This window comes from Corynebacterium mucifaciens (genome assembly GCF_012396315.1).
GTDB classification, from domain to species: Bacteria; Actinomycetota; Actinomycetes; order Mycobacteriales; family Mycobacteriaceae; genus Corynebacterium; species Corynebacterium mucifaciens.
The window spans coordinates 205,920-223,644 of record NZ_JAAXPF010000002.1 but is presented as its reverse complement, the minus strand read 5'-3'; the positions used below and the strand labels follow the sequence as shown (position 1 = coordinate 223,644).

Below are 17,725 nucleotides of genomic sequence, written 5' to 3'. Positions count from 1 at the left end.
CGTGACGTCCGACCTCCACCGCTCCGTCGCCCACCTCACCGCGCCAGGCGGCTACTGCTCTGGTGCGCTCATCGCCCCGGACATCGTGCTCACGTGCGCGCACTTTCTTGCGCGGCGCGGGTGGGCAGGTGTGCGCGTGCGTATCGACGGCTCCGCGTACAACCCCGCTCACGTGCACGTCATGCGCGGCACCGATATCGCTCTCGTGCGCCTGTCCCAGCCCGCGGATGCGCCTGCGCTGCCCCTCGGGCCGAGGCCGCGACCACTTGCGCGAACGCTCACCCTCGGTTTCGGCGGGAAGGCCCAGCACGTTCAGACGCGGCCAGGTGTGTACCTCGGCACGCTGCCGGCGGCGTGGTCGCGAAATCGGGCAACCACAGTGAGCCCTGCAGGCCTGGTCGTTGCTAACCCGCCGGCAGTGAAGGGTGATTCGGGCGGGCCGGTAATGGCGGATGGGAAGGTGGTTGGGGTGCAATCACTCATCCTCGACCCGCTTGGGGTAAACCTCCGTCTCGCCACGGTTGCACTGTGGCCCGTGGGCCTAGCAGATGCGCTCCGGGCGCTCTGATTAATTCCCGATGGCCACGACACCGCGGCGGATCGCGTCCACCGCGCGGTTGGCGTTGTCCCGGATCTCGTCCGAGTAACCGGTTTTCTTGATCTGCTCTAGCACATCGATCACCTGGCGGCACCAGCGCACGAAATCGCCCGGGGTCAATTCCGCCCCGGATTCGGCGGCCGCGGCGAGCGAATATCCCAGAGGCGCGCCTGCGGTCCACTGGTGGATGGACAAGCAAAATCCGGGATCCGGCAGGCGGGTTGCTGGCAGGCCGTGGCGCTGCTCGTCCGACACCAGCTCACCGTAGACCCGCATCGTCTCCTGCATCGCATCCGCCATGGCGTCGGTCGCTGCCTCTGGGTTTCCGCCTGTAGCGCGGCGGTTTTCAAACACCACCATGGACGCGACGCCGGCGAGCTCTGCCGGGTCTAACCCATCCCAGATCCCCCGCTTCAGGCACTGTGCAACGAGGAGGTCCGAGACGTTGTGAATCCGCGACAGGCGCTCGCCCTCGTCGGTGACCTGCGGTTCGCCGTCGATAAGCTCAACGTAATCCATCTCCGTGAGCAACCCGATGATGCGCTCGAAGGTGCGACCCAGCGAGTCTGTGGAGGTGTCCACACGGCGCTCCAACGTGGCCAGTCTGCGTTCTTCCCGCACGATCGCCTCGGCGGTGCGCGCAAGAACTTCGCGGTCGGCCGCGGGCCAGGCGTGCACCGGGTGGTTGCGGATTGCCTCGCGCAGCGCCATGATCTGCTTGTTTGGCCGCACCCGGGACTGTTCCCGGAGTCGTTTCGGGGCGTTGAAGTGCCCGCGGTGCAGAAGGTCCGCAACCTTGCGGGCATGCCGCCGCGGCTGGTCCTGCATGTGGCGGGGAACCTTCACCCGGCCCACAACCAAAGGCGGGTTCTTAAAGGACGACGCGTCGATGCGGCCGGACCAGCCGCGCTCGGTGGTTACCCACGGCCGCGGATCGTTCGCTTTATGGGCGGCTTCCACCACGGCAGCGAGTTCGGGCTTGCGTTTGCCGGGCAGCGCGATGACCTGCCCGACCTGCAGGGAACCGAGAATCTTGACCGTTTCCGTCTGCCGGCTGTCCAGGTGGTCGCGCCGGGCCTTCTTTTCCTCCTCCGACAGGTCCCTGCGCAAGTTGGAGTACTCCACCAGTTCGGCGGCAGCGTCGTCGCTTGGCGGGGCGAAGGCGGAAATGTCGCTATCCAGCTTGGCCCGCAGCGTCCGCACCTTCTGCTGCAGCCGTTCAATGTCGCGCACTTCACCCACCACGGAGCGGTCGGTTTGAAACTGGGCGAACGATTGCTCGATCAGGCGGATGGAATCTTCGTAGCCGTTCATCGCCAGCATATTGATGGCCATGTTGTAACCGGGCTGGAACTGGGAGATCAGCGGATACGTGCGGGTGGAGGCTAGCCCCGCTACCTGGTGCGGGTCCATTGCCGGCGCCCACTGCACAACTGCGTTACCGATGTGGTCGATGCCGCGGCGGCCCGCACGGCCAGTGAGCTGGGTGTACTGCCCGGGCGTGAGGTCCACATGGGCCTCGCCGTTGAACTTGACCATCTTTTCCAGCACGACGGTGCGCGCCGGCATGTTGATGCCGAGCGCGAGGGTCTCGGTGGCGAACACTACCTTGACCAAGCCGCGGACGAAGAGCTGCTCCACGATGTGCTTGAACGCCGGAAGCAAGCCGGCGTGGTGCGACGCGAAGCCGCGGGTCCACGCGGTGCGCAGCTGGCGGAAGTTCAGCACCTCAAGATCTTCTTCGGGGATGCCCTCCACGCCCTCGTCGATGATCTGCAGGATCTCAGCGCGCTCCTCGGGCGTTGTCAGCTCTTTGCGGGACCGTAAGCACTGAAACAGCGCGCCGTCGCACCCCGCTCGGGAGAAGATGAACACGATGGCGGGAAGCATGTCCTGCCCCTGCAGCGCGGAGACGACCTCTGGTCTCCCCACAGGGCGCACCTTGTCCTGGCCGCGCACACGGCCGCTGTGCGAGCGGGCGCGAAAGCCCCTCCCCTCCTCGTAGTCGCGGCGGCCTTCGTCCGAGGCGCCTGTTTCGATGCGCTCGATCGCATGTTCCAAGCTGCGGTTGACCCGGTCGTCGGTGCCCGGTTCGAAAAGCGGGAACATTTTGCGTCCGACCATCATGTACTGGGAGAGCGGCACTGGCCGGTGCTCGGAAACGACGACTTCCGTATCGCCGCGGACGGCATCGAGCCACTCGCCGAATTCCTCGGAGTTGGACACCGTTGCGGACAGGCCGATCAGGCTTACCGAGTCATCCAGGTTCAAAATGATTTCTTCCCACACCGCGCCTCGGTCTCGGTCGGCCAAGTAGTGGATCTCGTCCATCACGACATGGGTGAGGCGATCCAGCTGTGGCGACTCGGCGTAGAGCATGTTGCGCAGTACCTCTGTCGTCATCACCACGATGTCGGCGGACCCATTGATGCTGGTGTCGCCGGTGAGCAGGCCCACCGCATCTTCACCGTGTTGCGCGACAAGGTCGTGGTATTTCTGATTGCTCAGCGCCTTAATGGGCGTGGTGTAGAAGCATTTCGTGCCGCGGTGCAGCGCAAGCGCGACGGCAAACTCACCGACGATGGTCTTGCCCGAGCCGGTGGGCGCGCACACGAGCACCCCGCGGTCCTGCTCCACCGCCCGGCAGGCTTGGAGCTGGAAATCGTCGAGGGCAAACGGCTTGGCGTCGGCGAATTCCCGCAGGAAGGAAGTACCAGGTTCGGGGGAAAGCATGCCCCCTAGAGTACGTCGCCGAAATCCGTCCCGTCCGCGTAGCCCCGTTGGGAGGGCGCGTGCGGGCGCTCCGGGGCCGGTTGCTTCGGTGCCGGGCGAGCCTCCGGCTGCACGCTCACGCGGCTGGCCTTACCGATCGGCGTCGGCGCCTCGATCGGGCCGGATGCTTCGTCGTCGCTGAGGTCCATCCAGTCCGGGCGCTCCCGGTTGCGCTTCCGGTCGTTCCAGCGACAGAACTGGAACGCCATTTCCACCAGCACAGTGATGGACAGTGCCAGCGCGACCATCGAGAACGGATCCTGGCCGGGCGTCATGATGGCGGCGAACACGAAGATGAGGACGATGATCAGCCGGCGCTTGTCCTTGACGTGCTCGTAGCGCAAAATGCCCACCAGGTTGAGCATGACAATGATCAACGGCAGCTCAAAACTCACGCCGAAGATGACGATGAGGGAGAGCAGAAAGTTGTAGTACTCCCCACCTGTTAGGGCTGCTACCTGGAACTCCGAGCCGATGGACATGAGCACGTACAGGCCCTTATCCAGCACGAAGTACGCCAGCAACGCGCCGGCGACGAAAAGAGCTACGGCGATGGCGACGAAGCTGAAGGTGTAGCGCCGCTCACTCTTGTGCAGGCCGGGGGTGATGAAGTTCCAAATCTGGGTCAGCCACACCGGCGACGCCAACACGAGACCGGCCAGTGCGCCGACTTTCAGGCGCAGCATGAACATCTCAAACGGGCTGGTGGCAAGCAGGCGACACTCGCCGTCGCCAGTGAAGTCCGCCCGCAGTTCAGGAGGCAGATTGCAGTACGGACCACGGATAATCTCGCCCAGCGGCAGCATGCGCGGTGGGGCGGTTTGGTACCAGATGAACCCGATAATCGTGCCCACAACGATGGCGGCGAGCGAGACGATCACCCGGTGCCGGAGCTCTTGTAGGTGCTCCACCAGCGTCATTTCGCCGGTCGGATTTTTGGGCCTTTTCGGTTTCTTCGTGCGTGCCATCAGGCAGAATTAGCGCGGCTGGTTCTCCGGGCGATCCCAGAAGTCCGCCTCCTGGGTCGCGCTGCGGGTCTCCTGCGCGGGCGCAGATTCGATCTGTCGCTGCTGGGTGGCGGTGCCAGCCTCATCCTCCTCGCGCATTTCCTTCACCTCAGACTTGAAGATGCGTGCGGAGCGGCCCATCGACCGTGCGAGATCCGGCAGCTTATTAGCGCCGAACAGCAGCAGCACAAGAAAGAGAATGACGATGAGTTCGGTCCAACCGATGTTCGGCATGGAGGTTCCTTTCCAAAACGGTGTAACGCGCAGATTAGTCTAGCGCCTGCGTTGCGCGGAGAATGCGAGCCTTAACTTCGCGTGCCGCGCTCGGCGGGGCGACGAGGCGGACGCGGTCTGCTTGACTCAGGCAAAAGCGGACCAGCCAGTCTTCGTTGCCGTAACGCATCGTCGCACGGATCCAACCCGGCCGCTCGTGTGTGCCCTCACCCGCGGGGTCGGTCTGGGCTTGCGGGTCTGGTGACGGTTGCAGCTCGATGTCCCAGTAGTCCGCCAGCCAGGTCGCATCCGGGTGCACCAGTAGTGCTGCCTCTGCCCTTTCGGCCATGCCGAACGGGTCGGCGGGATCGAAATCGGCGCTTGCGGCGACCGAAGGTGCGTCGAGAAGCTCGGCGCTGCGGATCCTGTCAAGGCGAAACGTCTTCATCTCCCCGTCTTGCGTGGCGTGCATGTAGGTGGCGCCAGACTGGTGGAACAGGCCCGCGGGCTCGACGTGCCGCGTCGACGTCGTGTCGGAGGACGCGGAGTAGTACGTGATACGCAGCTGGCGCTTCTGCGCCAACGCCTCGGCGACAGTGCCGGCGACACCCGCCTCGCCGGAATGCTCCGCGTCGCCCACGGCATGGGTCTTGGCCACCGCGCGGATCTTCGCCGCAGCGGAGCGCACTGCGCGCGTGTCCACAAGCCCGGGCATCGTCTGCAGCGAATCCAGCAGGATGAGCAGGGCGCTCGCCTCGGCCGGGGACAAGCGCAGCGGCTTCGTCATCCCCTGGTCGTCGATGATGTCGACGCCTTTCCAGGAGTACTCCAGGTCGATCATCTCCCCCGGCCCAGTACCGACACCCGAGAGGAAGAGCAGCTCGAAATCGTCGCGCACCTGCACCGGGTCCGCCCCGAGGTCGCGCGCAATTTCCATCGGCGTGAGCCCCGGGTGGTTTGAGGCGTAGGCGAGCAGGTTGAGCAGGCGCACGACCCGCTCCTGCCTCTGAAAATCCACAGCCATTATTCGCTCCCTTCAACGGCAGTACGCAGCAGCTTGACGACGTCCTGACGGATGTCTGCCGGCTCTACACGAACGACGCTGCCGCCCAGGCTCGCGATCGTGCGCACGGCCCAGTCCCGGTCCGCGTTCCGTACCGTGATGACGTCGGTGTCGTTTCCGGTGTCGTTCCCGGTGCCCTCCCCCGACGCGCGCATTCCGCGCTGCGCCAGCGCTTCGCCCGTCCCTGCAGCGACCGTCACGGTGGCGTCGACAAGCTCCCCGCCTAGCGTGGCCTCGACGAGAGCCTGCAGGTCACCTTGCCGTTCATGAAATGCATCGGTGTGGCGAACCTTCTTCAACCCCGAGACTTTCTTCAACCGGAAGACACGGACGTCGTCGCGATCAATGTCGTAGCCGACGAAGTACGCGCGGTTGTTCAGGGACACCACTCCCCATGGATCCGTCACTCTCCGCTCCGGGTCTTTGCCCGGCGCGCGCACGAAATCGAAGGAGATGCGCTGCTTCGCCTGCACGCACTTCACAATCGCGCGCAGGGTGTCCGGGCGCAGTTGGAAGATATCGTTGGACACCGACATCAGCGCCGGGGCGTCCATGGTGCGGGTCGCCCCCGACGCCGCCAGTTTCGTCCACCCGGAGCGAGCGAATTCGCCCAGGGACCCTGGCTTGCTCAAATCGGCAGCGAGCCCTATCACGGACGCTTCCTCGGCGGTCAGGTCCACAGGCGGGAGCTCGTACAGGTCCTTGACCACCCAGACCTCGCCGTCCTGATAGCGCGCCGGCACACCGAGGTCGCGCAACTCGCGAACGTCGCGTTCCACCAAGTGGGTGGCCGCGTCGCGTGTGCGGTCGCCGTAGCCGTCGACGTGCGCCTGCACCCACGCCACATCCCGCTTCTCCGGCGACGCCAGCAGGGCGAACGTGAGCCCTACCTGGCGCACAATCATGTCGTTGTCGTTGGCCACTGCGACCTAGCCTTTCTGTGATTGCACCCAGCGAATCAGATCGGTGGCGGTGTCGCTGCTCGCGGCAAACGGGTCGGGCAGTTCCACCGTGCGGGGCTCGGGCCGGTTGACCTTGAGGTGCACCCAGTCAACGTTATGCGACAGCGCTGCCTCCCGCACGGCGTCGAGGAATGCTCCGCGGACGGCCGCCCGAGTCGTCGCGGGCGGGTGGGTGACGGCGTGCTCGATTGCGGCGTCGTCGACCCAGCGAGCGGCGAGCCCCCGGTGCTGCAGCAGGTAGAACAGGCCGCGCTGTGGGTGGATGTCGTGGTAGGTCAGGTCGATCTGGGCGAGCTTCGGGTGGTCCCAGTCGCACCCCAGACGGTCTTTGAACTGGGTGAGCAGTTTGCGCTTGATCACCCAGTCGATCTCCGTGTCCACGCCGGAGAAGTCCTGGGTGGCGATGGCTTCGAGCACGCGTTCCCACAGGTCGACGATCCGAGCCATCTCCTCGTTGGGGGTGCCCTCGTCGGGCCGCTGCGCCAGCCACCGCTTCGCGGTCTCCAGGGTCCGCTGCTGCACCTCCAGCGCGGTGATGGTGCCGCCAGCCGCGAGGGTAAGCTCTGTGGCTCCTGTCGGGTCTGCGGCGATGTCGCGGATGTGCGAGATCGGGTCCGCAAGCTCCATCTCCGGCAGGTCGAACCCTGCTTCGAGCATCTCGATGACTAGCAGCATGGACCCGACCTTCAGGGCGAACGTCGGCTCGGACATGTTCGAATCGCCCACGATGACGTGCATCCTGCGGAAGCGGTGGGAATCCGCGTGCGGCTCGTCGCGGGTGTTGATGATCGGCCGGGTGCGGGTCGTGGCGGACGAGACTCCCTCCCACACCTGGTCCGCGCGCTGCGAGATGACGAAGCGGCCGGCCGCGATCTTGCCGGCCCCGCAGATGAGCTGGCGGGTGATCAAAAACGGCAGCAGCTGTTCGCCGAAGGATTTCAGCGCGAGTTCGCGGCTGACCAGGTAGTTCTCGTGCGCGCCGTAGGAGTTGCCGCGCGAATCCACGTTGTTCTTGAACAGGTACGTGGAACCATTAAACCCGTCCGCGCGCAACGCCTCGTCGCACTGCTGCGACAGACGGTGGAAGATCCGCTCCCCCGCTTTGTCGTACGCCAGCAGCTGGCTTAGCGAGTCGCATTCCGCAGTCGCATATTCCGGGTGCGACCCCACGTCCAGGTACAGACGCGAGGCGTTTTCGGTGAACACGTTTGAGCTGCGGTGAGCCGCTACAACCGGACGGAAGAGGTAGCGGGCCACCTCCTCGGGGGTCAGTACTTGACTCGCGCCGTCGTACGCAGCGACGCCGAACTCCGTTTCCACGCCCATGATGCGGCGCGGGTAGCCGGTGGCCAGCTTACTGCCCGCCCTTCTGCACGAAGGACTTCACAAACTCCTCGGAATTACTCGCCAACAGCGCATCGATCTCGTCGAGCAGGCCGTCCGTGCCCGCGGTGTTGATCTGCGCCTGGCCGGCCTCGAAGTCCTCGTTGTGGTCATCGCCTCCGTTGCCCGAGGCGTGTGTCTGTTGGGTAGCCATAGCCGCAACACTACCGCTCCGGGGTCAGCCCCAAGCCAGAAAGCAGCGCTTCGGTTGTTTCGGCGCTGTCGATCAGCTGGCCCACCTGTTGCTTTGTATGCGCGCCCACGAGGTCGAGCGGCACCCGGTACAGCTCCCCGTCCACGGTGAACAGCATGGACTGCCAACTGGACGCGGTCAGGTCCGCCGCGAACTTCTCCCCAGCCCGGCCGCGGAAGTACGCGCGGGTGTCCTCCGGCGGGTGCACTGCGGCGCGCGCAATTTCCTCTGCGGAGACCATGCATTTCATCGCCCCCTTTCGCACAAGCGCATGGTAGAGGGACACCTGTGGGTCGATGTCCGCGTACTGCAGGTCGATGGCTTGCAGCTTCGCCTGCGTGGCGCCGCGCGCCTCGAATCGGCGCACCAGCGCCCATTTCGCGGTCCAGTCCAGCCGGTCTGCGGTGGAAAGCGGGTCGCGCTCGAGATCGTCGAGGATCTCGCCCCACATCTCCAGCACTTGCGTATCGACGTTGCTTCGCCCCTCACAGCGCTTCCTATATTCGCGCAAGACCGAAATCGCGGTCAACCTGCGGCCGTCGAGAAGCGTGAGCTCATGCTGGAGCGAGGGGTCGTGGCTGACGGCCTTGATCTCCTCGACGGGGTTTTGCAGGCGGAGGTCGGTGAAGTCCACGCCGGCCTCGATCGCGTCGAGCACGAGCGAGGTCATGCCGAGTTTGAGGAAGTTGGAGTACTGGCTCATGTTCGCATCCCCCACGATGACGTGGAGGCGGCGGAAGTCCTCCTCCGGCGCGTGCGGCTCGTCGCGGGTGTTGACAATCCCGCGGTTGAGCGTGGTCTCCAGCGATACCTCCTGCTCGAAGTAGTCCGCGCGCTGGGAGATCTGGAAGCCGGGCCGCTCCGATTCCTGACCGATGCCCACTCGACCCGCGCCGATGATGACCTGGCGGGTGACAAAGAACGGGATGAGCGCCTGGGTGAGGTTTTCAAAGTTGGTGTGGCGCGAATACAGGTAGTTCTCGTGGCTGCCGTAGGAGCGGCCCTTGCCATCGACGTTGTTCTTGTAGAACTTCAGCGGCGGGCACGGCTCGTGCTTGGCCAGCACGGACACCTGCTGCTCCCAGAGCTGGCGAATGCACGTTGCGGCGTCGTTGAGAATGATGTCGCCGGCTGCGTCGTAAACCATGGCGTCGAAGGCATTCGAGCACTCCGGGCTGGAGTACTCCGGGTGTCCGTGGTCGACGTAGTAGCGCGCGCCGTTGGTGGTGACCACGTTGGCCACGCCGATGGCGTTCGCGTCCACCACCGGCACGCTACGGTAGCGCTGCAGGTCGAAGCCGCGGGCGTCTTTCAGCGGCGCCTCTTCTGCGTAGTCCCAGCGTGTGCGTGCCTGGGTCCGCAGCGCCGCGTAGGCGACCACCGCGTGCGTTGAGGTGACCAGCGGGCTGATCTGCGGGTTATCCGGGCAGGTGATGCCGTACTCGGTCTCGGTTCCCATGTAGCGCGTCATGGGTGCCGAGCGTACAGGCGGTTGCTGCGGGAATTTCGCAGTGTTTTTCGAGAAACCCGCGCAGAATCGCTGCCGCGAGGTATTTGGCCGTTAATACGGTGGGTCGTATTTTATTTATTTATATCTACACAAACCCAGCCCGGTGCGGACACCCCGCGGACCGAGCGCACATTTTTCGGACAACCATGGGGCCTGGCCAACCTCTTCGGCATCGAGCTGTGGGAGCGATTCAGCTTCTACGGCATGCAGGCGCTGCTGGCGTTTTACATGTACTACGCCACAACCGATGGCGGGCTCGGCATCGACCGGCCACCGCCTTGAGCATCGTCGGCGCCTACGGCGGTTTCGTCTACATGATGGCGCTGGTGGCGTCGTTCGTCGGCGACCGACTTCTCGGCCCTGAACGCACCCTGTACTACTCCGCGATTTTGGTCATGATCGGCCACGTCATGCTCGCCTTGGTTCCAGGCGCCGTCGGCCTCGCCATCGGACTGGTCTGCGTCGGCATCGGCTCCGGCGGCGTGAAGACGGCGTCCCAGGTGGTGCTGGGGGATCTCTACAGCCGCGAGGACCCGCGCCGCGACGCGGGCTTTTCCATCTTCTACATGGCGGTCAACATCGGCGGCCTGTTCGGTCCCGCGATCACCGGCTGGGTGTGGGGCATGGCCGGCTTCCACTGGGGCTTCGGCCTTGCAGCCATCGGCATGGCCTTTGGTCTGGTGCAGTACACCGTGATGCGCAAATCCACCATCGGTGCCGCCGGCTCTGAGGTCCCCAACCCCTTGCCGCGCTCCGAATGGGCAAAGTGGGGGCTGGGCGTCGCCGCAATCGCGCTCCTGCTGGTCGGTTTGCTGACTACCGGCATTCTGCCGCTGGATTGGCTCTCCTGGGTCGTCTTCGCGGTTGCCCTGGTGGCGACAGTGGTGCTGCTGCGCGAGATGTACGCCACGAGGTCACTGACGCAGAGAAATCCCGCCTCACCGGCTACATCCCCCTCCTCGTCGGCTCGGTGGCGTTCTTTGCCATCTTCCAGTCGCAGTTCACCGTGGTCGCGGTCTACGCCGACCAGCGCGCGGACCTCAGCCTGTTCAAGTGGGTGCTCGAGCCGGCGCAGGTGCAGTCCTTCAACCCCGCGTTCATCATCATCTTCGCGCCGCTGTTTGCCGCCGCGTGGACCAAGCTCGGCGAGCGCCAGTGGGCCTCCGCCACCAAGTTCGGCGTCGCCAACATCATCATCGGCCTGTCCTTGTTTATCTTCCTGCCGTACGTGGGCAAGGGCGAGCAGTCAACTCCCCTTGTAGTGCTCGTGGTGATCTTGTTCCTGTTCACCATCGGCGAGCTGTTTTTGTCCCCCGTGGGCAACTCGCTGGCCACCAAGGTCGCCCCACAGGCGTTCAAGTCCCGGCTGTTCGCGGTCTGGCTGATGTCGGTGTCCATGGGCACCGCACTGTCCGGCGTGCTGGGCTCCCTGTACAACCCGGACGACGCGGCCGCCGAGCGCACCTTCTTCCTCACCCTTTCCGCGATCACGATCGTGCTTGGCGTGTTCCTCATCGCCATCCGCCGCTGGGTGGTGCGCAAGTTCGCCGACATTCGCTAACCGGCGAAGCCCACCTCTGCAACGCAAAGGCCCACTATCCGCAAGATAGTGGGCCTTCCCGTTTCTACTGCCTGTTACCAGCCACGCTCTGCCAGGCGGTGCGGCGCTGGCAGGTCAGCCACGTTGATGCCCACCATCGCCTCGCCCAGGCCGCGGGAGGCCTCGGTGACCACCGCGATGTCGTTCCAGTTCCTCGTCGCCTTTACCACGGCCTTCGCGCGGGCCTCGGGGTTGCCGGACTTGAAAATGCCGGAGCCGACGAACACGCCGTCCGCGCCGAGCTCCATCATGAACGCGGCGTCCGCCGGGGTAGAAACACCACCCGCGACCAGCAGGGGAACCGGCAGCTTGCCGTTTTCTGCCACCTGGGCCACCAGCTCGTACGGCGCTTGGAGCTCCTTGGCGGCGACGTAGAGCTCATCGCGGTTGTTGGCCCAAATCGCCTGCAGGCCCGCGATTTCGCTGGTGATCTTGCGGATGTGCTTGGTGGCCTCGGACACGTCGCCGGTGCCGGCCTCGCCCTTGGAGCGGATCATGGACGCGCCCTCGTTGATGCGGCGCAGCGCCTCACCGAGGTTGGTCGCGCCGCACACGAACGGCACCGAGAAGCCGCGCTTGTCGATGTGGTTGACGTAGTCGGCTGGGCTGAGCACCTCGGATTCGTCGATGTAGTCCACGCCCAGGTGCTCGAGGATCTTCGCCTCCACGATGTGGCCGATGCGGGCCTTGGCCATGACCGGGATGTCGACGGCCTCGATGATGCCCTCGATGAGGTCCGGATCCGACATGCGGGCCACGCCACCCTGGGCGCGGATATCGGCAGGCACGCGCTCGAGCGCCATGACGGCGGATGCGCCTGCGTCCTCGGCGATCTTGGCCTGTTCGGGCGTGACCACGTCCATGATCACGCCGCCGATGAATTGCTGGTTTAGTTCCTGTGCTTTAGACATGCTGTCGAGTTTGCACCCTCCAACTGGTAGATTCCAAGTGCCAGTTTCATGCAATTTCTTTGGACCAGTTGATGCTGCTGCAAATCTCCCGCGGCTCCGTGGTCGCGGCGTACGACCATCTCGAGGGCGAGGGTTACCTCCTCTCCCGGCAGGGCGCACCGACTCGGATCCATCCCGAGCTTACGGTGGCACCTGCGTCCGATAGCGGTGGTGCACCCCGCATTTCGCACAAGGTTTCCCGCACCCGCATCTCGTGAAGCCCTCCCCCGGCAGCGCCGGCACGATCAAACCGGCGGCATGGCGTAAGGCCTGGCGCGAAGCCGCGGGCATCCTTTCATGGCGCTGCTTCTACGTGTTCGCGCCTGGGGGCGCAGCGCTACGATGTCGGCCACCGCGTGCGTTGAGATAACCGGTGGGCTGAACTTCGGGCTATCCGGACAAATAATGTCGTACTCGGTCTCGGTTCCTATTTAACGCAACTGGTTATTAAGCATAGCCTGAATAGGCTACATGGCTGAGTTAACAGATCAGGACAAGTGAAAGTAGTGCCTGCTAGCGGTGACCTGTGCTATCATCTATGTTTCAGGGGTGAATCAAATGGACCACCTCATCGACAAAGGCCTCAAAGGAGTAAAGAACTTGAAGACGACGAAGTGGCGCATTCTCGCCGGACTAGCAGCGACTCTAACGAGTGCAATCTCCCTCTCGCCCATTTCGGACGCATCCCCCAGCGATGGCGCACCGACAGTGCCATATCAATGGTCTGAAGCACCCAAGGCGTGGCTGGCCGACGATTCGCGCGATGACGAGGGGGTCGCGCAAGATAAAAACGGCGCGGGATTTACCCCGTATGCTTTCCGGGAAACTGGGGCGCCGGGAACTTGCCGTCTTGTTGTTTGGGATATCGGTTGGGACCAATCCAAGAATTGGCTGGGCATCCAAGGCGGAAGGCAAAACTGTCCAAACAATACTGCTTTTTCTGTAGAGCTCCGCAAAGATCTTTCTTTTAGGCCGGATCCAATCATTGGTTCTGTGACGGGCGTGAATAACCAAATAGTTCGAGCTTTTGGTGCATGCCAGGGGGCCGGTAATTATTACGGCCGGGTGGCGAGTAACACAGGAAACTCGTTGCGTGGAGATAACTCTGGGGCGTGTCGCTAATCGGAAGGAAGCTCCTTGATTCGCACCAACTCGCTGAGCAAGACTTTCAGGTCCCGCACCGGCACCACGGAAGCGGTCAAAGACGTTTCGGTGACGTTCTCGCCCGGCCTTTCAGCGCTGATAGGCGGAAACGGCAGCGGAAAGTCGACGTTGATCCGTCTCCTATGCACAATTGAAAAACCGACGCGAGGCGGGTTTTCCGTCAATGGCTCTGAGATCACAGGAAGAGCGTTAGTTAATTATCGGCGTCGCATCGGTTACGTTCCCCAAGATGTACATTTCGCCTCGACAATGACATGTCGAGACGCCCTTGCATATGCAGGATGGGTTGCAGGTCTCGATAGACAAGCCTATCTGCGGCGAATCCCGGAAGTTTTAGATTTGGTCGAGCTGCCCGAAATTGAGAATTCCAGAGTTAGCAATCTTTCTGGAGGACAAACTCGACGTGTTGGAATTGCAGCCGCTCTGATCCATTCGCCGGACATTCTATTTTTGGATGAACCTACTGCGGGTCTTGATCCGCAAGCCAGGATTGAGGTGCGGCGTCTCCTTAAGCGCCTCAAAGATAGCGCAACAATAATTCTTTCCACGCATCTGCAGGATGATCTCGAGCATGTGGCCGACAGCGTGGTTGCACTCCACAACGGTCGCGTCGCGTACGAGGGAGCATGGGATCGACTAAGAGACGTTTCGACAGAAAATTTTTCCTCGGTGTCAACCGATAACCTGGAACGCGCCCTCGCCTACGTGGCTTCGAGAAATTAATCAAGGCTTCAAACTTATGATCGCTAGAAAACTCGGATCACCAGTGTTCTTGGTGCTCGGTGTCATTCAGGTTGTATTCAGTGTCGGGGTTTCCTTTTGGGTGACCTCCAAACAAATGCAATTTGCATACCCGCGAATCGCGGATATCGCTGAAGCGTTTCGGTTTGTAACCGCATTATCTTGTTTCGGACTTGCAGTTATCGTCTCCTTCAACGTGGCAGCTTTAGGATCTCCTCGTGTGGGAACTGCCAACCCGCTTGGCCGGTATCCGCTGAAACTGCAGGTTCTATTCTTGACGCTCACCCCAGCATTAATTACGGCCGTGTCAATATCATTTGGGGCCCTGCCTAGTTTCATCGATGCCATCACTCAAAGTGCAGTCGGATCGGTCTGGCTTCCTCTGGTAGTCGTTGTCAGTACAGCTTTTCTTTTCACCGTTGCTGCGCTGTCCGCTTTGGTTGCGCTAACCTTTCGCAAGTTTCATCCAGTCGTATCTTCACTGATTTCCGTGATTGTCGCCTACTTTGTCGTAGCGTTCGGTGCTAATAGTGATAAGACTTGGGCAGTCGCTCCAATTGTTTTACAAGCGATTGAACCGACTGATCTCACTGAGCCTCGAAACCTGGTAGTTGCCTTGGGGGTAAGTGCATGCCTAGCACTTGCAGCTGGTGGGCTCCTTTTGAAGGCTGCTGGGGTTTCGAAATACTTTAGTGTTAGCGGACTAGTTTCCATGACGGCGATTTTCGGTGTTTCAGCTCTGTTGCAGGCAGCTGCAGGTTCCGCCGCGATCGTTGATCGCGACTCCTGTGCATTGACGTCGGGCGGCTCAGAAATTTGTGTGGATTCGGCCGATAAGCCTGGCCTTGAGCAAATGGTGCGTGATGTCTCTGCCGTCGAAGAGTATCTACCCGAAAGGGTAAGCCCCAGGAAACTCGCTAGTACTTCGGCTTACCGAGTTAAGACCGGGGACCACGGTTACCAACAGTTTACGATCGCTGGTGAAGATCGGCGCCTAGACATCAGTGGGCTGCTTCTGGACGAGCTAGGAATCGACTCATGTACAGATCCGACGTCTGAAGGAGCCTTTGTGATCGACCGGGTTGGGGTTTACATCACTAAGCGCACTGGTGTCTATTCCAAGAACGTTGAGAATAATGGTGCTTTCTACCATAGTATTTCCGAGAGTGGTGAGACGGATCCAGCACCGGAGGACGTGTTGTCATTCCTTGATCCCAGTGTGGTCGACGATAACTTAGCGAAAAACTGGAGAGCAATCGAGTCATGTCAAGCAACGTGGGACATGTTGACGGCTGAGTCCTAAGCCATTCAATGACCAATACTTGATTACTCAGAGATAGCCCGATGCCGATCCGCAGTATCTTTCTGTCCACACCGTGGCACGTCATTATCCTTTTAGGGGCATTTTGCGATGTAATGATTTTTCTAGTTCGTGGCGTAACGTTCGAGGTCGGAGGCACTCCCACAGAGCCCTTCGTCATCACAGCTGCCGAGCTAGTTTCGCTGCTTTTCGCTTTGACCACGGTTGTGCTTCTATCACCCTCGATGCCTCACATTGATCTGCGGAGACGACGGGCTCAGTGGTTATCGGTAGTGAGGCAAACGATTGGTGCGATGATCGTTTTGATTGTCTCCAATTTCGCCTCGTCTCAGATCAAAGTAGCCTACTATCTCCAGTCGGGAACCGATTCTGCTGTTGGCCCGGAAAGCGAACTGATCATCAACAATAGTGTGTTGATATTTGCGACAGCCGGAATACTGATCGCGCAATGGGGAAAATCATTGGGAGTGGCAGCCACTGTTGTGCTGTGGCTTACGTGTAACGCGCCTCTGGTATTTTTCACCAACCTCACCCCTTGGCCCTTTGCGGTTCTTCTAGGTGAAGGTCCCTGGTTTTCTCTGAAGCATGTGGCGGCTACCGGGCTAGTGTTAACCGCAAATTTCGTAGTGCAGTTCCGTACAGCCGGAGCCGGTGCTTTCGCGATTCGAGCGGACAGATAGATGCCACCGCTCCAGAAGGAAAGCGTTCGTCAGATGTAGGTTGCAGAGCACCGCGGGCGTGCGACGCTGATCACGCCGCCGATGAATTGCTGGTTTAGTTCCTGTGCTTCAGACATGCTGTCGAGTTTGCACCCCCAACTGGTAGATTCCAAGTGCCAGTTCCATATAGTTTCTTTGGACCAGTTGATGCTTCTCGACGTCTCACGCGACTACCCCACGCCGATCCCAGCACAGATCGCCGCCGGGATCCGTGATGCCGTCGCCAAGGGCACCCTGGCGCCTGGCGACGAAGTGCCGTCCACGCGAGCGCTGGCCGCACAACTCGGGGTCTCCCGCGGTAGCGTGGTCACGGCCTACGACCAGCTTGAAGGCGAGGGCTATCTCCTCTCCCGGCAGGGCGCGCCGACCCGGATCCATCCCGAACTTGCGGTTGCGCCAGTGCACGAAATTGACGGGACACCCGGCATCTCGCACAAGATTTCCCGCACCCGCATCTCGCTGAAGCCCTCCCCCGCCAGCACCGGCACGATCAAACCGGCGGCGTGGCGTAAAGCCTGGCGCGAAGCCGCAGCTGAACCCGGCGGCAGCGTGGATAAATCGGGCGAGTCGGAACTTCGCCATGCAATCGCGGAGCACCTCCGTCTCGCCCGCGGTATGACGGTCTCGCCGGGGCACATCGTGGTCACCGGCGGTTCCCGCGAGGGGCTCATGTGCATCCTCTATACGCTGGGGGCAGACCTTAAGGTCGGCGTCGAGAACCCTGGCCACCCCGGCTTAAGGCGCGTCATTCCGCTCGGCGGCCACCGAGTGGTGGAGTGCGAAACGGACGCTGAAGGGGTCGTGGTCAAGCAACTGCCTACAGATTTGGACGCATTGTTAGTCACGCCATCACACCTCTACCCGTTCGGGGGCGCGATGCCGGCGCCGCGCCGGGCGGAACTGCTGGAGTGGGCGAAACAGACCGGCACGGTGATTATCGAGGACGACTTCCACACCGAACTGCGCTACCGCATCGCTCCCCAACCGACACTGTCCACGCTCGCGCCGTCGGCGGACGTACTCACCCTCGGCACGTTTTCCACGCTGCTGTCGCGCGAACTGGCCGCCGGCTACGTTGTCGCCTCCCCCGCGACCGTGGACCGGTTGAAAGAGGTCCGTGGAATCCTCGGCATGCCGGTCGCAACCGTGACTCAGCGCGCGATCGCCTCACTGCTGCGCGGAGGTGTCGTCCGCCGTAACACCCGCGCCGTGCACCGGGCGCTGGGCCAACGACGACAGGTGCTAGAAGACCTACTGGTGCCGCTTTTCAATGACGCGCGTCTCGCACCGGGCGACGGCGCGGATCTGACGGTGCGTTTTGGCACGCGACACGACCGTGATGATTTTGAAAAGCGCTTGCTTGAAGCTGGTATCGAGTCGGGCCATGAATCCGCATTGTGGACCAGCGGTGGCGACGGACTGGTACTAAGTTTTGCCCACTTGAGTACCACTGACTTCGACCGCGCCGTCGAAATCGTCACACGAACTGCCCGATGTCATGAGCACGGCACGTGACGCCGCATAGCGAA

The 17,725-nt window shown here is 62.3% G+C and carries 16 protein-coding genes and 1 pseudogene; 8 read left to right on the top strand and 9 right to left on the bottom strand.

The genetic code is table 11. From position 1 onward, the window contains the following. Position 1 precedes the first annotated feature (1 nt). Positions 2 to 568 carry a trypsin-like peptidase domain-containing protein gene (locus tag HF989_RS03070; protein WP_168683867.1) on the top strand — a complete coding sequence of 189 codons (567 nt, stop codon included), beginning with the start codon at positions 2 to 4 and terminating at the stop codon, positions 566 to 568. Here HF989_RS03070 and HF989_RS03065 read toward each other — a convergent pair whose 3' ends face one another. From HF989_RS03065 to dop, 8 genes are read right to left on the bottom strand one after another with little or no spacing between them, the layout of a single operon-like run. Continuing rightward, positions 569 to 3,331 carry a DEAD/DEAH box helicase gene (locus tag HF989_RS03065; RefSeq protein ID WP_168683866.1) on the bottom strand — a complete coding sequence of 921 codons (2,763 nt, stop codon included), beginning with the start codon at positions 3,329 to 3,331 and terminating at the stop codon, positions 569 to 571. It abuts the gene before it with no gap. A gap of 5 nt (positions 3,332 to 3,336) precedes the next feature. Beyond that, on the bottom strand, positions 3,337 to 4,338 hold the full coding sequence (gene tatC, locus HF989_RS03060; protein ID WP_246233767.1) for a twin-arginine translocase subunit TatC: 1,002 nt from the start codon (positions 4,336 to 4,338) through the stop codon (positions 3,337 to 3,339). Between the two features lie 9 nt (positions 4,339 to 4,347). Continuing rightward, positions 4,348 to 4,611, bottom strand: coding sequence for a Sec-independent protein translocase subunit TatA (tatA, locus tag HF989_RS03055; protein ID WP_168683865.1), 264 nt, complete (start codon positions 4,609 to 4,611; stop codon positions 4,348 to 4,350). A 34-nt stretch (positions 4,612 to 4,645) separates the two neighbouring features. Further along, a complete protein-coding gene (locus HF989_RS03050) occupies positions 4,646 to 5,614 on the bottom strand; it encodes a helix-turn-helix transcriptional regulator (RefSeq protein ID WP_168683864.1) in 969 nt (322 codons plus the stop codon). After that, entirely contained in the window at positions 5,614 to 6,576 is a 963-nt protein-coding gene (locus HF989_RS10875; RefSeq protein WP_168683863.1) for a WYL domain-containing protein, read from the bottom strand. Before HF989_RS10875 ends, HF989_RS03050 begins: the two co-directional genes overlap by 1 nt. A 6-nt stretch (positions 6,577 to 6,582) precedes the next feature. Then, positions 6,583 to 7,941, bottom strand: a complete 1,359-nt coding sequence (gene pafA / locus HF989_RS03040) for a Pup--protein ligase (RefSeq protein ID WP_168683862.1) — start codon at positions 7,939 to 7,941, stop codon at positions 6,583 to 6,585. Between the two features lie 28 nt (positions 7,942 to 7,969). Further along, positions 7,970 to 8,152 carry a ubiquitin-like protein Pup gene (locus tag HF989_RS03035; protein ID WP_168683861.1) on the bottom strand — a complete coding sequence of 61 codons (183 nt, stop codon included), beginning with the start codon at positions 8,150 to 8,152 and terminating at the stop codon, positions 7,970 to 7,972. Positions 8,153 to 8,162: 10 nt separating this feature from the next. Further along, positions 8,163 to 9,662, bottom strand: a complete 1,500-nt coding sequence (gene dop / locus HF989_RS03030) for a depupylase/deamidase Dop (RefSeq protein ID WP_168683860.1) — start codon at positions 9,660 to 9,662, stop codon at positions 8,163 to 8,165. 120 nt (positions 9,663 to 9,782) lie between these two features. On the opposite strand from dop, the pseudogene HF989_RS03025 reads away from it, so the two are divergent. Then, positions 9,783 to 11,262, top strand: a pseudogene (locus HF989_RS03025) (peptide MFS transporter). A gap of 74 nt (positions 11,263 to 11,336) precedes the next feature. On the opposite strand, the gene pdxS reads toward HF989_RS03025, so the two are convergent. Next, the gene (gene pdxS, locus HF989_RS03020) at positions 11,337 to 12,212 is read right to left on the bottom strand and encodes a pyridoxal 5'-phosphate synthase lyase subunit PdxS (protein ID WP_168683859.1); all 876 of its coding nucleotides are present in this window, start codon (positions 12,210 to 12,212) and stop codon (positions 11,337 to 11,339) included. Positions 12,213 to 12,283: 71 nt separating this feature from the next. Here pdxS and HF989_RS03015 point away from each other — a divergent pair, with 71 nt between their 5' ends. The 6 genes from HF989_RS03015 (at position 12,284) to pdxR (ending at position 17,711) form a co-directional block, all read left to right on the top strand. Next, complete coding sequence (locus HF989_RS03015) at positions 12,284 to 12,469, top strand: hypothetical protein (RefSeq protein WP_144242426.1); 186 nt, start codon at positions 12,284 to 12,286, stop codon at positions 12,467 to 12,469. A 340-nt stretch (positions 12,470 to 12,809) separates the two neighbouring features. After that, positions 12,810 to 13,373, top strand: coding sequence for a hypothetical protein (locus HF989_RS03010; RefSeq protein WP_144242427.1), 564 nt, complete (start codon positions 12,810 to 12,812; stop codon positions 13,371 to 13,373). 15 nt (positions 13,374 to 13,388) lie between these two features. Beyond that, the gene (locus HF989_RS03005; protein WP_084768201.1) at positions 13,389 to 14,138 is read left to right on the top strand and encodes an ABC transporter ATP-binding protein; all 750 of its coding nucleotides are present in this window, start codon (positions 13,389 to 13,391) and stop codon (positions 14,136 to 14,138) included. Positions 14,139 to 14,154: 16 nt separating this feature from the next. Beyond that, positions 14,155 to 15,459 (top strand): zinc-binding metallopeptidase family protein, encoded by a 1,305-nt coding sequence (locus HF989_RS03000; RefSeq protein ID WP_144242428.1) that lies wholly within the window; start codon positions 14,155 to 14,157, stop codon positions 15,457 to 15,459. 311 nt (positions 15,460 to 15,770) lie between these two features. Further along, positions 15,771 to 16,157 carry a hypothetical protein gene (locus HF989_RS02995; RefSeq protein ID WP_144242429.1) on the top strand — a complete coding sequence of 129 codons (387 nt, stop codon included), beginning with the start codon at positions 15,771 to 15,773 and terminating at the stop codon, positions 16,155 to 16,157. 174 nt (positions 16,158 to 16,331) lie between these two features. Continuing rightward, a complete protein-coding gene (gene pdxR, locus HF989_RS02990; protein ID WP_236627161.1) occupies positions 16,332 to 17,711 on the top strand; it encodes a MocR-like pyridoxine biosynthesis transcription factor PdxR in 1,380 nt (459 codons plus the stop codon). The last annotated feature ends 14 nt before the right edge of the window (positions 17,712 to 17,725 follow it).